The sequence below is a fragment of the Jannaschia sp. Os4 genome, from assembly GCF_016820245.1.
Classification (GTDB): domain Bacteria; phylum Pseudomonadota; class Alphaproteobacteria; order Rhodobacterales; family Rhodobacteraceae; genus Jannaschia.
In genome coordinates this window covers 1-13008 of sequence record NZ_JAFCAR010000003.1, presented here as the reverse complement: position 1 = coordinate 13008, position 13008 = coordinate 1, and the positions used below count along the sequence as shown (strand labels likewise).

General features: G+C 73.2%; 17 protein-coding genes. 6 read left to right on the top strand and 11 right to left on the bottom strand.

The annotated features are described in order from the left end of the window. Positions 1-31: 31 nt before the first annotated feature. On the top strand, positions 32-967 hold the full coding sequence (locus JQC91_RS04970; RefSeq protein WP_203285698.1) for a TAXI family TRAP transporter solute-binding subunit: 936 nt from the start codon (positions 32-34) through the stop codon (positions 965-967). Here the strand turns inward: JQC91_RS04970 and JQC91_RS04965 are convergent. Genes JQC91_RS04965 through JQC91_RS04955 form a run of 3 tightly spaced genes read right to left on the bottom strand, consistent with a single transcriptional unit; the run spans position 964 to position 2313 of the window. Then, on the bottom strand, positions 964-1296 hold the full coding sequence (locus JQC91_RS04965) for a hypothetical protein (RefSeq protein WP_203285697.1): 333 nt from the start codon (positions 1294-1296) through the stop codon (positions 964-966). The genes JQC91_RS04970 and JQC91_RS04965 overlap by 4 nt on opposite strands. Positions 1297-1322: 26 nt before the next feature. Beyond that, positions 1323-2042 (bottom strand): response regulator transcription factor, encoded by a 720-nt coding sequence (locus tag JQC91_RS04960; RefSeq protein ID WP_203285696.1) that lies wholly within the window; start codon positions 2040-2042, stop codon positions 1323-1325. Further along, positions 2014-2313 (bottom strand): hypothetical protein, encoded by a 300-nt coding sequence (locus JQC91_RS04955; protein ID WP_203285695.1) that lies wholly within the window; start codon positions 2311-2313, stop codon positions 2014-2016. The genes JQC91_RS04960 and JQC91_RS04955 overlap by 29 nt, the downstream gene beginning before the upstream one ends. 140 nt (positions 2314-2453) lie before the next feature. Between JQC91_RS04955 and JQC91_RS04950 the strand changes: the two genes are divergently transcribed. From JQC91_RS04950 to JQC91_RS04940, 3 genes are all read left to right on the top strand, one after another. Continuing rightward, the gene (locus tag JQC91_RS04950; protein WP_203285694.1) at positions 2454-2876 is read left to right on the top strand and encodes a hypothetical protein; all 423 of its coding nucleotides are present in this window, start codon (positions 2454-2456) and stop codon (positions 2874-2876) included. A gap of 15 nt (positions 2877-2891) precedes the next feature. Continuing rightward, positions 2892-3500 (top strand): ribonuclease HII, encoded by a 609-nt coding sequence (locus tag JQC91_RS04945; protein ID WP_203285693.1) that lies wholly within the window; start codon positions 2892-2894, stop codon positions 3498-3500. Between the two features lie 111 nt (positions 3501-3611). Next, entirely contained in the window at positions 3612-4706 is a 1095-nt protein-coding gene (locus JQC91_RS04940) for a site-specific DNA-methyltransferase (RefSeq protein WP_203285692.1), read from the top strand. 168 nt (positions 4707-4874) lie between these two features. On the opposite strand, the gene JQC91_RS04935 is transcribed toward JQC91_RS04940, so the two are convergent. After that, entirely contained in the window at positions 4875-5972 is a 1098-nt protein-coding gene (locus tag JQC91_RS04935) for an amidohydrolase (protein WP_203285691.1), read from the bottom strand. Further along, positions 5969-6904, bottom strand: coding sequence for a pyridoxal-phosphate dependent enzyme (locus JQC91_RS04930; protein WP_203285690.1), 936 nt, complete (start codon positions 6902-6904; stop codon positions 5969-5971). The genes JQC91_RS04935 and JQC91_RS04930 overlap by 4 nt, the downstream gene beginning before the upstream one ends. A 100-nt stretch (positions 6905-7004) precedes the next feature. On the opposite strand from JQC91_RS04930, the gene JQC91_RS04925 reads away from it, so the two are divergent. Beyond that, entirely contained in the window at positions 7005-7469 is a 465-nt protein-coding gene (locus JQC91_RS04925; RefSeq protein WP_203285689.1) for an Lrp/AsnC family transcriptional regulator, read from the top strand. 50 nt (positions 7470-7519) lie between these two features. On the opposite strand, the gene JQC91_RS04920 is transcribed toward JQC91_RS04925, so the two are convergent. Further along, on the bottom strand, positions 7520-7702 hold the full coding sequence (locus JQC91_RS04920) for a hypothetical protein (protein WP_203285688.1): 183 nt from the start codon (positions 7700-7702) through the stop codon (positions 7520-7522). A 375-nt stretch (positions 7703-8077) separates the two neighbouring features. Between JQC91_RS04920 and JQC91_RS04915 the strand changes: the two genes are divergently transcribed. Beyond that, positions 8078-8623: a CAP domain-containing protein gene (locus tag JQC91_RS04915; protein ID WP_203285687.1), complete on the top strand. Its 546-nt coding sequence runs from the start codon at positions 8078-8080 to the stop codon at positions 8621-8623. A gap of 45 nt (positions 8624-8668) precedes the next feature. Here the strand turns inward: JQC91_RS04915 and JQC91_RS04910 are convergent, their stop codons facing one another. The 5 genes from JQC91_RS04910 to mtgA form a co-directional block, all read right to left on the bottom strand. After that, positions 8669-9316 (bottom strand): L,D-transpeptidase family protein, encoded by a 648-nt coding sequence (locus tag JQC91_RS04910; RefSeq protein WP_203285686.1) that lies wholly within the window; start codon positions 9314-9316, stop codon positions 8669-8671. An 82-nt stretch (positions 9317-9398) separates the two neighbouring features. After that, entirely contained in the window at positions 9399-10247 is an 849-nt protein-coding gene (locus JQC91_RS04905; protein ID WP_203285685.1) for an SDR family oxidoreductase, read from the bottom strand. A 115-nt stretch (positions 10248-10362) separates the two neighbouring features. After that, positions 10363-11388: a tRNA epoxyqueuosine(34) reductase QueG gene (gene queG, locus JQC91_RS04900; protein WP_203286441.1), complete on the bottom strand. Its 1026-nt coding sequence runs from the start codon at positions 11386-11388 to the stop codon at positions 10363-10365. Beyond that, entirely contained in the window at positions 11385-12050 is a 666-nt protein-coding gene (locus JQC91_RS04895) for a glutathione S-transferase family protein (protein ID WP_203285684.1), read from the bottom strand. The genes queG and JQC91_RS04895 overlap by 4 nt, the downstream gene beginning before the upstream one ends. A gap of 31 nt (positions 12051-12081) precedes the next feature. Continuing rightward, positions 12082-12813: a monofunctional biosynthetic peptidoglycan transglycosylase gene (gene mtgA / locus JQC91_RS04890; RefSeq protein ID WP_203285683.1), complete on the bottom strand. Its 732-nt coding sequence runs from the start codon at positions 12811-12813 to the stop codon at positions 12082-12084. Positions 12814-13008 lie beyond the last annotated feature (195 nt).

Here is a 13008-nt window from a genome sequence, read left to right as displayed (position 1 = left end):
CGGGGAATCGTCCCGGCGGGGGGATCGATCCATGTTGAGACACGCGATGGCGCTCGTGACGGCGCTGGCCTGCACCGCGCAGGCCGAGGAGTTCACGATCGGCACGGGCAGCGCGACGCTGACCTACGCGCCCGTCGCCCGCATCATCGCCGACGCGGTCGGGCCGCAGGCGGGGCTTACCCTCGTGCCCCTCGTGACGCGCGGCTCGCTCGACAACATCGAGGCCATCATGGACGGGCGCCGCGCCTCCGGCTTCGCCCAGTCCGACATCGGCTTCTGGGCCTCGGAGGGGTCCGGCATCTGGTCGGGCCGCCCGCCCGCCGAGGACCTCCGCACCATCGCGGCCCTCTATCCCGAGCACATCCACGTCGTGACCCTCGCCGAGAGCGCGGTCGAGACGTTGGAGGATCTGCAGAACAAGCGCATCGCGCTCGACGAGGTGGGGTCCGGCACCCACGTGGACGGGCGCCTGATCCTCGAGGCGGTCGGCCTGCGCTCGGACCAGTACGCCGTCGAGACCTTCGGCGGGCGCGAGGCGGCGGACGCGCTGGTCGAGGGGCGCATCGACGCGTTCGTGGTGGTCGCGGGCTACCCGACGGCGGCCATCGCTGACCTCGCGGCCCGGGCGCCGATCCGCCTCGTGCCGATCGACGGCGACGTGGCCGTCGAGCTGCTCTGGCTCCACGGCTTCCTCGAGCGCTCGACGGTGCCCGACGGCGCCTATGCAGGCGTGCCCGGCGTCGAGACCGTCTCCGTCGGGGCGCATTGGTTCACCCATGCCGACGTGCCCGAGGACGTGATCTACGAGATCACCCGCGCGCTCTTCTCCGACGCCACGCGCGACCGTCTCGCCGCAGGCCACCCGAAGGGGTCCGAGATCACGCCCGGGACCGCGCTCGACGGGGTGGCGGTCCCGCTGCATCGCGGCGCGGTTCGGTTCTACGAGGAATCCGGCGTGATGGACTAGTCGAGGCCCCGCGCGCGCTCGGCCTCGGGCAATCCGTCCCACCATCCGGAATAGGCCGTGTTCCACGGCGCGCGGCGCGTCACGTCGGGCGCGCCGTCCTCCCACCAAGGCGGCCCCCGCTCGCCCAGCCGCACCTTCGCCTCCTGCACCCGCGCGCGCGCGGCGCGCGTGGCGTCGGGCGTGTCCGCGTCCCGCACCGCCCGGCGCGCTGCCATGAGGTCGCGCACGGCGGCCTGCCGCGCATCCTCGGGCAGGGACGGGTCGGACTTCCGCCACAGGCGCCCCTTGGCGACGAAGTAGCGCCCGTCGGGCGTCTCGGGGTAGCGCATGGGGCAGACCTAGCCCGCCGCCGCCCTCACTCCATCCGGATGACCTTGGGATCGAGCGTCAGGACGTAGCCCTGCCGCGTGATGTTCCGGATCAGCAGCGCGGTCACCAACTGGTTGCCCAGCGCATCGCGGAGCCGCTTGATCCGCGTCGCGCCCGACGCCTCGTCGCACTCCTCCGCCGAGCGCCCGGTGATCATCGCCTCGATCTGCGCGCCCGTCAGCACGTCGCCGTCCAGCCGCGCCTCCGCCAGCACGGCCATCGTCTCCATCGCCGCGTCCGTGAGCTTCAGCTCGAGATCGTTGAGCAGCACCATGTTCTCCGCCCGCGACAGCACGAGCGAGGTCACTTGGATGCCCGAGCGCTCGATCTCGCCCATCCGGCGGTTCAGCAGCACGAGCGCCACGAGGAACACGACGCAGGCGATCAGCAGCGCGGTGGCGAACACCATCAGCACGAAGATGATCGTGCGGTAGCCCGACAGCACCTCCGAGAAGGCCGAGCCCGACTGCGCGAGGATCTCCAGCAGGCGGATCTCCTGCCCGCCGGGCAGCGTCTCCATCTCGACGAAGAGCCGCTCGACCCGGCGGTCGAACGCGTCCCCGTCCGGCAGCGTCGCGAAGAGCAGGACGGCGGCCAGCCCGAGGATCGCCACCACGGCGGCGATGCCCCAGCCCAGCAGGCGCGCCCCCGCGGTCCGCGTGGCGGTGATGATCGGCTCAGTAGAGGAGGTAGAAGTCGCCGGCACTCTCGCGTCTCCGATCGAGGCCCTCGGGGCCGAACACGTCCATCACCTCGAGGAGGTTCCACTCCTCCGGCAGCCGCGCCGCCAGCGCCGCCTCGGCGGCCTCGCGGGTGCAGTCGTCGCCCTCCAGTTCCACCACGCCGTAGTGCAGGCGCAAGGGGTCGGACCGGCTGGCCTTGTAGTCGGCGTAGCAGGCGGCGTCCTGCGCGGCGACCGGGTCCGGCGGGCCCGCCAGCGCCGCGAGGAGCGCGAGGAAGGGAAGCGTGCGTGTCATGGACCGCAGGGATGGGGGCTCGGGACGTGTCATGCAACCTCGCGTGGGGCGTCATGCGATGACCCGGCGGGGTCATTGCGGGATCGGCGGCCCCGGCGCGACCCCGGGACCATCGCAACCCGAACCCCGGAGGCCCGCCGATGTTCACACGTCCCCTTCGCACCCTCGCCGCCGCGCTGCTCGCGCTGTCGCTCGCCCTTCCCGCCGCCCCGGCCCTCGCCGACGCCCCTCGGCGCGGCCCGAGCCCCGAGGCGATCGCCACCGTCCTCGGAGGGCTGGCGCTCGTCTACCTGCTCAAGGAGCGGCGGGACGAGCGCCGCGAGGAGGAGCGCGCCCGCGAGCGGCGCGCCGAGCGCGCGGCGAAGCCCGAGCCGCCGCGCCGCGCCAAGGTCGCGCCCGCCGCGTGCCGCCGCGAGGTGCGCGCCCGCAACGGCCATCGGATCGGCTACGGCGCGCGCTGCATGCAGGCCCGGTGCCTGCGCCGCGAGCGGGGCCGCGCCGGGCTGCACTACTACGGGCCCGGCTGCCTGCGGAACGAGGGCTGGCAGGTCGCGCGCCGCTGAGGCACCCACGGGTCCATGACCGGACCCGACCTATCCCTCGAGCGCGCCGCCCGCGCGGGCGGCGCGCTCCGCGTCGCCGGCGTGGACGAGGTGGGGCGCGGCCCGTGGGCCGGGCCCGTCACCGCCTGCGCCGTGATCCTGCGCGGCCCCTGCCCGCCGGGGCTGGACGACTCCAAGAAGCTCTCGGCCAAGGTCCGCGGCGCGATGGAGCCGTGGCTGCGCGACGTCGCGTGGCACGGGATCGGCGAGGCGTCCGTCGAGGAGATCGACGGGATGGGCATCCGGCGCGCCACCCACCTCGCCATGGCCCGCGCGGTCGCCGCCCTGCCGGTGCGCCCCGACCTCGCGCTCGTGGACGGGAGCGACCGTCCCGACCTCCCCTGCGCGGTCCGCACGGTGGTGAAGGGCGACTCCGTCTCGCTCTCCATCGCCGCCGCCAGCGTCGTCGCCAAAACGTGGCGGGATCGGGGCATGGTGGCGCTGGCGCAACGCCACCCCGGCTACGGCTGGGAGACGAACATGGGCTACGGCACCGCCGCCCACCGACTGGGACTGGAACGCCACGGCGTCACACAACATCATCGGCGCTCCTTCGCACCGATCCACAACATGTTGCGTCGCTAGGCCGGCCCCAATCTCGCCTCACTCGTTCTGTGGACGGCCACGCTCCCGGCGGGCGATTGGTTCTCCACAGGCACCAAACACACCCCGTCAGAGGGTGGACAGAGGCGAGACATGGGCAAGCACACCGGGGCGGACGCGTTCCTCCCGACCGATACCATTCTGTCCGGCGACTGCGTCGAGGTCATGGAGTCGCTGCCGGCGGCCTCCGTCGACCTGATCTTCGCCGACCCCCCCTACAACCTGCAGCTGCAGGGCGACCTGCACCGGCCCGAGGGCTCCCGCGTCGACGCCGTCGACAACGAGTGGGACCAGTTCGACAGCTTCGCCGAGTACGACCGCTTCACCCGCCGCTGGCTCAAGGCGGCCCGCCGCCTGCTCAAGCCCGACGGCGCGCTCTGGGCGATCGGCAGCTACCACAACGTGTTCCGCATGGGCGCCGCGATCCAAGACGAGGGGTTCTGGCTGCTCAACGACGTGATCTGGCGCAAGACCAACCCGATGCCGAACTTCCGCGGCACCCGGCTGACCAACGCGCATGAGACTCTGATCTGGGCCTCGCGCTCGCAGAAGTCCAAGCCCACCTTCAACTACGAGGCACTCAAGCAGCTCAACGACGGGACGCAGATGCGCTCCGACTGGACGCTGCCGATCTGCACCGGCCACGAGCGGCTCAAGAACGAGCGCGGCGAGAAGGCCCACCCGACCCAGAAGCCCGAGAGCCTGCTGCATCGCGTGCTGGTCGGCACGACCAACCCCGGCGACGTGGTCCTCGACCCGTTCTTCGGCACCGGCACCACCGGCGCGGTCGCCAAGATGCTGGGCCGCCACTGGATCGGGATCGAGCGCGAGGCCGACTACCGCGCCGCGGCCGAGGCCCGCCTCGCCGACGTCCGCCCGCTCGACCGCGCGTCCCTCGCCGTCACCACCTCCAAGCGGGCCGAGCCCCGCGTGCCCTTCGGCACCCTCGTGGAGCGCGGCATGCTGCGCCCCGGCGAGGAGCTGGTCGGCCCCTCCGGATCCCGCGCGCGCGTCCGCGCCGACGGGTCGCTCAAAGCCGGCGAGCACGCCGGCTCCATCCACCAGGTCGGCGCCCGCCTCGAAGGCGCGCCGTCGTGCAACGGATGGACCTATTGGCACTTCAAGCGCGACGGCAAGCGCGTGCCCATCGACGCCCTGCGCCAGCAGGTCCGGGCCGAGATGACCTGACCCCCAGTTACCGCCTGGCCTGCCGTTCCGATGTCCGGCGGGCCAACTTCACGGCCCCCGTGCGCCCGGAGTCCGCTCCGGGAGCCGGGGGCCTTTTTTTCGTCGAGGGGGCTCCGCCCCCGGCCCTGCGGGCCGCCCCCGGGATATTTCGGCCAAGAAAGGGACGGGTCAGCCGAGGCGGGCGAGCGTGGTCAACGCGACGACACCGTGGGGGACGGCTCGGTCGTCGAACACGAAGCCCGGATTGTGCAGGGGCAGCGCGCCTGGTCCCTCGGTCCCGTTGCCGAGGAAGAGGAACGCACCGGGGACGCGGGCAAGGACGTGGGCGAAATCCTCCGCTCCGCCGACGCGCGGCTGATCCGCGTCGAGGTCCAGCGCCTCCGTCGCCATCGCCACTGAGTCCGCGTCGTTGACGAGGGGCACGAAGGACTGGTCCCACGCTACCGTCGCCTCGCAGCCATGGGACGCCGCGACCCCTTGGGCCACACGCCGCGACGCCGCGCGCACGACGTCCCGCACCGCGTCCGAATACCCTCGCGCGTCCCCCGTGATCGCCACCCGCGACGGCACCACGTTGCGCGCCCCGTCCGTCTCGAACCCCGTCACCGACAGCACCGCGAAGTCGGCGGGGTCGCAGGTCCGCGCCACCACCGTCTGCAACGCGGCCACGATGGCCGCCCCCGCCACCATCGCGTCCGCCTGCAGGTGCGGCTGGCTCGCGTGCCCGCCCACGCCCTCCACCACGATCTCGAAGTTGTCCTCGTGCGCCATCATCGGCCCCGCCCGCGTGGACAGCGCGCCGACCGGCGCGCCGGGCCAGCAGTGCAGGCCCCATGCCCGCGTCACCGCCACCCGCTCGAACAGCCCGTCCGCGATCATGGCCTGCGCTCCCGTCCCTTGCTCCTCGGCGGGCTGGCCCATCAGGTGCACCGCGTGCGGCGGCGGATCGGCGGCCAGCGCCTCCGCCGCGCCGAGCAGCATCGCGGTGTGCCCGTCATGGCCACAGCCGTGGAACGCGCCGGGCACCTCGGAGGCGTAGGGCAGCCCCGTCGCCTCCGTGATCGGCAGGGCGTCCATGTCCGCCCGCAGGAGCGGACCGGCGCCCGTGCCGAGCGACGCGAGGATCCCGTGCCCGCCCACGCCCCGCGTCACCCGCCACCCGGCGGCCTCCAGCGCGCCGGCCAAGGCGGCGGCGGTGCGGGGCACGTGCGATCCCACCTCCGGATGCCGGTGCAGGTCGCGGCGGAAGGCGACGAGGTCGGTCATGCCGGCCCCTCCGTGATCAGGCAGAGCCCCGCGCCCCCCTCCCGCAGGCAGCAGGCCAGCCCCGCCGCGCCCGAGGGCGTCGTCCGATGGCCCAAGTCGGCGACATGGTCCACGGCCGCGGCGGCCTCCACCTCCGACACCACCTCGTAGCGCACGCCCCGCGCCTCCAGCACCTCCAAGGCCAGCGTCGAGGGAGCCTTGCAGTCCAGCCGCCCCATCGCGCTCTCCGGTCCCTCCACCGTCACGGGCCGCCCGGCGGCGGCGCTGTCGCGCAGGCAGGGGGCGGCCTCCGGCTCCACCACGACGATCTCGGGCGGGTGGTCCCACCGCGCCGACCCCGCCGCCATCGCGGCGGCCAGCCCGCCGACCCCGGCTTGGACGTACATCCGCTCCACCGGCGTCGGCATCTGCTCGGCCAGTTCGGCGGCGATGGTCAGGTACCCCTCCATCACCAAGCGCGGCGGCCCCTCGTGGCCCGGCCACGCCCCGTCGGCCAGCAGCATCGCCCCCGGCGTGGGATCCGCCTGGGCCGCCGCCAGCGCCGCCTCGTAGGTCGCCCCCGACCGCACCACATCAGCCCCCTTGGCGCGCAGGCGGTCGGCGAACACCTCCGGCACGCTCCCGGCCAGATGCACCCGCGCCCGCGCCCCGAACAGCCGCGCGCCCGTGGCGACCGACAGGCCGTGATTGCCCGCGCTGGCGCAGACCAGCACCTCCGGCCCCGTGGTCCCGTGCACCTCCGCGGGCGCAACGCCCCGCGCCCGCGCGAGCAGGATCGCCGCCGCGTGGACCCCGCCCAGCGCCTTGAACGCGCCGAGGCCCATCCGATCGCCCTCGTCCTTGATCCAGAGGGGGCCGTGCCTGTGCAACGGCGTGGCGCGGTAGGCGGGGCAGAGCGCCAGAAGGCGCGCGGGGCGGTCGAAGTCGAACATGGCCGCATGCTACCGCAAGGGCACGAGGGGATCAGGTCGAACCAAGGGGCCCGCGCGGGAAATCCTTGCATCCGAGCGGGCCGGATGCCCCGATCCCCGCATGGATCTCGACCCCCACGACCTCACCCTGCTCCGCCTCCTCCAAGCGGATGCCGACCGCCGCCTCGACGCGCTCGCCGCCGAGACCGGGCTCAGCCCCGCCACGGTGCAGCGGCGCCTCAGGCGGTTGCGGGACGGCGGCGCGATCGACCGGACGGTCGCGTTGGTCGATCCGGCGGCGGTGGGGGCGCCGACGACCTTCCTCGTGCAGGTGGAGCTGGAGCGCGAGCAGGCCGACCGCATCGACGCCTTCGCCCGCGCGGCGCGGGCCGAGCCGATGGTCCAGCAGTGCTGGTACGTCACCGGCGAGGCGGATTTCGTGCTGGTGGTCCTAGCGCCCGACATGGCCGCCTTCGAGGCGTTCAGCCGCCGGATGTTCTTCGACGACGCCAACGTCCGCCGCTTCCGCACCTCGGTCGCCATGCGCGCGGTCAAGCGCGGCCTCGTGGTACCGTTGCCCGAATAGAAAAGGGCGCCCCGAAGGACGCCCCTTTCCCTGTGCGGTGTGACCGTGGATCAGTCGGCGGCGACGGCCGCGGCGATCAGGATCAGCGCGATCAGCGGAACGACGATGCCGGACGCGGACGAGGAGGTGTCCTCGACGATCACGACGGGCTCGACGGCCACGGGCTCGATGTTGCCGGCGAAGGCGGTGGAACCGGCAGCGGCGAGCGCGGCGGCGAGAGCGATTTTCTTCATGGTTTCCTCCAAAGATACGCCATCGATGAGGCGACAGCCGCCACTCAGGTGGCACCCAAGACTGGACCTCTGGAGTCGGGTTAAGCAGGGTGGGGGGGGCATTGCAACGTCAAGAGTCCCCCTCGTGACGCTGTCGTCAAATACGCAACACCCCGCAGGGACAGTGCGGCCTCGTCGCGTCGATCGTCGCCCGGACGTGGGCCGCCGTCCACCCCTTATCTCCAAAGACCGCCGCCCGGCGGAGGCCCGCGCCGCGCGCGCGAATCTCCGCCCAGATGCCGGAAACGTGGCGTTTGCCTCGCGCCATGCTCCCCTATAGTCCCGCCGACCGGGGCCGGGCGACCGGCCCGCCGGACAGGACGGGGAACGACAATCATGGACCGCCGCACCGCGCTCGCCCTCATGGGCGCCGCCACGCTTTCGGCCTGCGCCACCACGGGCGAGGCCCCGCGCACGGGGCCGGACGGACAGCCGCTGCCGAAGCTCTACCGCATCTCCAGCCGCGACGCGAAGCGCGTCCCCTTCCGCGCGCTCGACGCCGTGAACGCCTTGCGGCAAGGGGCCGGCGCGCCCGCCTTGGCGCTGGACCCGCAACTCTCGGCGGCCGCAGCCACCCACTCGCGCGACATGTCGCTCCAGAACCGCCCGTGGCACTTCGGCTCGGACGGCTCCTCGCCCATCGACCGCGCCCGGCGGGCCGGCTTCCGCGGACGCCTCCTCGGCGAGGCGATCTCGGAGACCTACGAGTCCGAGCTCGAGACGGTCGCCGCGTGGATGCAGGAGCCGGGCGCCCGCCGCGTGCTGCTCGACCGGGAGGCGCGGCTGATGGGCTTCGCCTTCTACCAGGAAGGCAACGGCAAGATCTGGTGGACGCTCACCACCGGCACCGCGCCCGGGGGCACGGTGCCCGGCGCGGCCTGACGCCCGCCCCGGGGCGCGGCGGGGCCCGCCCCGGGAATCGCACGATCAGGTGGGAACGCCCTCGGGGAAGACCTCGTTGAGGATCTCCTCGATCGCGGGGTCCGTCCCCGCGGGCAGCCCGCCCTCGCCCGGACGGGGCGATTCGCCCTCCACCGCGGCCGTCGGCGGCGCGGCCTCGACCGGATCGGGCTTGCCGAAGATGTCGACCGGGGTGCCGGTGCGGACCATCGCGTAGACAAGCTTCATCTGCCGGTTCGTCACCGCGATGCAGCCCGCCGTCCAGTCGCGGTCCTTGTGGCGGCGCTGCGGCCCCCAGCCGTGGATGAAGATGTCCCCGCCCGGATCGACGCCCATGTCCCGCGCATAGGCGCGGTCGGCGGCGTTGGGGTAGTCGATCCCCACCGACAGGAAGAACGAGGAGTCCGGGTTGCGCCGGTCCACGTGGTAGCGCCCCTCGGGGGTGCGTCCGTCGCCCTGCCGTTCCTTGTGGCCGTAGGGCGTGAAGCCCAGCTGCACGCGGTGGTCCACCAGAACCTGCCCGTGATGCATCAGCAGCATCCGGCGCGGCTCCTTCTGGACCACCACGCGGGTGACCTCCGGCCCGTCATAGGTCACGAACTTCGAGCAGGCGCTGACCGAGAAGATCAACCCGCCCGCGCCGAGGGCCAAGGCCCGCCTGCGGTTCACGTACATCGCACACCATCCACTCGTCGCCACGCCTCTCCGGGCGCTCGGACGGGAGGCTACACCGAATCGGCGCGTTCGGGAAACGCCCTCAGGCGCCTTCGTCCAAAAGTGAGGCAAGTCCCTGCCGATAGGTCGGGTGGATCAGCCGCACGCCGAGCTCGTCCTTGATGCGGTCGTTCCGCACGCGCTTGGACTCGGCATAGAAGCTGCGCGCCATCGGCGTCATCTCCGCCTCGCCATAGGGAATCGCGGGCGGCACCGGCAGGCCGAGCAGCTCCGCCGCATGGGCGATCACGTCCTGCGGCGGCGCGGGGTCGTCGTCGCACAGGTTGTAGGCCCGGCCTCCCGGATGCGGCCGCGCCAGCGACGCGGCCAGCACCTGCGCGATGTCGTCGCGGTGGATGCGGCTGAACACTTGGCCGTCCTTCACGATCCGCCGCGCCGTGCCCGCGCGCACCTTGGCGAACGGCCCCCGCCCCGGCCCGTAGATGCCCGCCAGCCGGAACACGTGAAGGTCCGCCCCCGCCTCGGCGCAGAGCGCGGCCCATTCGGCCTCGGCCGCGACCCGCATCTCGCCGCGCTTGGTCGAGGGGGTCAGCGGCGTCTCCTCGTCCACCCAGCCGCCGCCGTGGTCGCCGTAGACGCCCGTGGTCGACAGGTAGCCCACCCACTGCCCCGGCCGCAGGTGGCGGCGCAGGGCGTCCCCGTAGGTCCGCAGCACCGGATCGCCGCCCTCGTCCGGCGCGGCCGATGTCATCACATGAGTCGTCTCGCTTAAGGGCACGGGATCGCCGAACATCACCGGCTCCACCCCCTCGGCGCGCAGCGCCTTGGCCTTCTCCACCGACCGCGTCGTCCCCACCACGCGCCACCCGTCCAGCAGCGGCACCAGCGCGCGCGCCGAATACCCGTGCCCGAACGACAGAAGGACGCTCACGCCCCCGCCCCCGCGCGGGGGCCTCCCTCGGAACGGGCGCGTCCATGCCGGAGCGGCGCGCCCCGTCGCCCGTAGGATGGGGTTCCACCCCATCTCCTCCTCGGCACGCGACCCCTCATGCCACCTGCTCCACAGCCCACCGCGCCGCGTCCGCGACCCCCTCGTCCGGGTCGTCCACTAGCTCCCGCGCCACCTCTGCCAACGCCGGGTCGCCCCCGTCCCGCAGGTCGTTCCCGATCGCATAGAGCGCGTTGCGCACCATCCGGTCCCGCCCGATCCGCTTGATCGGGCTGCCCGCGAACCGCGCCCGGAACCCCGCGTCGTCCAAGGTGACCAACGCCCCCAGCGACGGTGCCCGATGCGGCCCGTGGTACCGCAGGTCCGCGGCCGCCACCGCGAACTTGTTCCACGGGCACACCGCGAGGCAGTCGTCGCAGCCGTACACCCGGTTGCCGATCCCCCGCCGCAACGCGGGGTCCACCGGTCCCCGATGCTCGATCGTCAGGTACGAGACGCAGCGCGTCGCATCGAGCCGGAACGGCGCCGGGAACGCATCCGTCGGGCAGATGTCGAGGCACTTGGTGCACGACCCGCAATGCTCCCCCTCCGGCGCGTCCGGCTCCAACTCCAGCGTGGTGAAGATCGCCCCGAGGAACGCCCAGTTCCCCCAGTCCCGCGACAGCAGGTTCGTGTGCTTCCCCTGCCAGCCGAGACCCGCCGCCTGCGCCAACGGCTTCTCCATCACCGGCGCCGTGTCCACGAAGACCTTGATCGCGCACCCGGCCTCCTCGACCAGCCACCGCCCCACCCGCTTCAGGGCCTTCTTCACCACGTCGTGGTAGTCCCGCCCCTGCGCGTAGACGCTCACCGCGCCCGTGCCCGCGCGGCCCACGTCGTCCAGCGGATCGTGCTCCGGCGCGTAGCTGTGCGCCAACATCACCACCGACCGGCATTCGGGCCACAGCGCGCGCGGATCGCCCCGCCACGCCACCCGCTCGCCCATCCAGCCCATCTGCCCGTGATGCCCGTCCGACAGGAACCGCCCCAGCCGCGCGGGCGCCTCCGGGATCGCGTGCGGCCCGCACACGCCGACGCCGACGAACCCCTCGGCCCGCGCCCGCGCGATCAGCCGGTCCTTCAGAAGTCCAGGTCCGCGTAGTGCGGCGCCGGACGGAACCCCGGCACCACGTCCGCGAGGATCGTCCGGAACGCGGGCCGCGACTTGATGGCCGAATACCACTGCCGCACCAGCTGCGACCGCTCCCAGTCCACGTCCGCCTGATAGTCGAGCACGCTCAGGTGCGCGGCGGCCGCGAAGTCCGCAAGCGACATCTCCCGCCCCGCGAGCCAGCGGTTCCGGTCCAAGAGCCAGTCCATGTAGTCGAGATGGAAGCTGATCGCCTTCGCCGCCCGCCCGATCTTGGTCCCGTCCGGGTGGCCCGCGCGCATGACCTTCTTCATCACCCGCTCGCCCACCAGCCCCTCGGTCACCTCCCGGTGGAACTTGTCGTCGAACCACCCCACCAGCCGCCGCACCTCCGCCCGGGCCCTCGGGTCGGACGGCAGCAGCGCGGGCTCCGGCCGCGTCTCCTCGAGATACTCGCAGATCGCCGCGCTGTCCGACAGCGTGTGCCCGTCGATCCGCAGCACCGGCACCTTGCCGGCGGCGTTGCGGCGCAGGAACTCCGGCTCCCGCTCCCAGTAGCGCTCCTCCACCAGCTCCACCTGCAGCCCCTTCTCGGCGAGCAAGAGGCGGACCTTCCGGCTGAACGGCGACAGGGGAAAATGGATGAGCTGGATCATGCCTCCGGTCATACGTCGCCCGCGCGTCCCATCAAGCCCCGCCGAAGCAATCGGCCCGCCCGTCCCGGCGGATCGTGGCCGCCCCGTCGGCGATGGCCCGCGCGCGCCGCGCCACCCGGTCCGACGGCGCGCGCGCCGACCACCGCTTCGGCGCGGGCAGCACGGCGGCCAGGCGCGCCGCCTGCTCGGCCGTCAGATCGCCCGCCGACACCCCGAAGTAGCGCCGCGCCCCCGCCTCGACGCCGAACACGCCCTCGTCGAACTCCGCCACGTTGAGATAGACCTCGAGGATGCGCCGCTTGGGCCAGAGCGCCTCCATCAGCGGGGTCAGCCCGGCCTCCAGACCCTTCCGCGCCCACGACCGTCCGTGCCACAGGAACACGTTCTTCACGACCTGCTGGCTGATGGTGGACGCGCCCCGCGACCCGCCCGCCTCGATGGCCCCCCGGATCGCGTCGAGGTCGAAGCCCCAATGGTTGCAGAAATCCGCGTCCTCGGCGGCCACGGCGGACCGCATCATCACCGGATCGATGTCGTCCATGTCCAACCAGACCCGCTCGACCGCCCCCAGCCGCGCCGCCTCGGCGGCGATGTAGGGCGTCGTCGGCGGGTCGATCCACCGATAGGCCGCCACCCACAGCACCACGAGCGCGACGACGGCGACCACCCCGCGCGCGGCCCAGCGCAGCGCCCGCCGCCACGGCGGCGGCTTGGGCGGCGCCTTCCGCCGCTTGGTCGTCCTCTTGGTGCTCCGCTTCGCCATCGGGGTCAGTGATCCGTCGGGGACCGGACGGTCAAGCCGCCCCGCTCGATCCGGGCGAACCTATGGTTCGCCCGCACCGCCCCCCCTTTCTTGGCCCAAGTATCCCGGGGTCCGGCGCGGAGCCCCGGCGGGGGGGGGGGGGGGGGAAGGGCCGGCCCCCAAGGACAAGCCACCCCCGCCCGCCCCGCAGGAACC

What these genes read in the sequence shown, in the direction of transcription:
- JQC91_RS04970 (WP_203285698.1), top strand. Translation starts at nt 32, where the DNA reads ATGTTGAGACACGCGATGGCGCTCGTGACGGCGCTGGCCTGCACCGCG.
- JQC91_RS04965 (WP_203285697.1), bottom strand. Translation starts at nt 1,296, where the DNA reads ATGCGCTACCCCGAGACGCCCGACGGGCGCTACTTCGTCGCCAAGGGG.
- JQC91_RS04955 (WP_203285695.1), bottom strand. Translation starts at nt 2,313, where the DNA reads ATGACACGCACGCTTCCCTTCCTCGCGCTCCTCGCGGCGCTGGCGGGC.
- JQC91_RS04950 (WP_203285694.1), top strand. Translation starts at nt 2,454, where the DNA reads ATGTTCACACGTCCCCTTCGCACCCTCGCCGCCGCGCTGCTCGCGCTG.
- JQC91_RS04945 (WP_203285693.1), top strand. Translation starts at nt 2,892, where the DNA reads ATGACCGGACCCGACCTATCCCTCGAGCGCGCCGCCCGCGCGGGCGGC.
- JQC91_RS04940 (WP_203285692.1), top strand. Translation starts at nt 3,612, where the DNA reads ATGGGCAAGCACACCGGGGCGGACGCGTTCCTCCCGACCGATACCATT.
- JQC91_RS04935 (WP_203285691.1), bottom strand. Translation starts at nt 5,972, where the DNA reads ATGACCGACCTCGTCGCCTTCCGCCGCGACCTGCACCGGCATCCGGAG.
- JQC91_RS04930 (WP_203285690.1), bottom strand. Translation starts at nt 6,904, where the DNA reads ATGTTCGACTTCGACCGCCCCGCGCGCCTTCTGGCGCTCTGCCCCGCC.
- JQC91_RS04925 (WP_203285689.1), top strand. Translation starts at nt 7,005, where the DNA reads ATGGATCTCGACCCCCACGACCTCACCCTGCTCCGCCTCCTCCAAGCG.
- JQC91_RS04920 (WP_203285688.1), bottom strand. Translation starts at nt 7,702, where the DNA reads ATGAAGAAAATCGCTCTCGCCGCCGCGCTCGCCGCTGCCGGTTCCACC.
- JQC91_RS04915 (WP_203285687.1), top strand. Translation starts at nt 8,078, where the DNA reads ATGGACCGCCGCACCGCGCTCGCCCTCATGGGCGCCGCCACGCTTTCG.
- JQC91_RS04910 (WP_203285686.1), bottom strand. Translation starts at nt 9,316, where the DNA reads ATGTACGTGAACCGCAGGCGGGCCTTGGCCCTCGGCGCGGGCGGGTTG.
- JQC91_RS04895 (WP_203285684.1), bottom strand. Translation starts at nt 12,050, where the DNA reads ATGATCCAGCTCATCCATTTTCCCCTGTCGCCGTTCAGCCGGAAGGTC.
- mtgA (WP_203285683.1), bottom strand. Translation starts at nt 12,813, where the DNA reads ATGGCGAAGCGGAGCACCAAGAGGACGACCAAGCGGCGGAAGGCGCCG.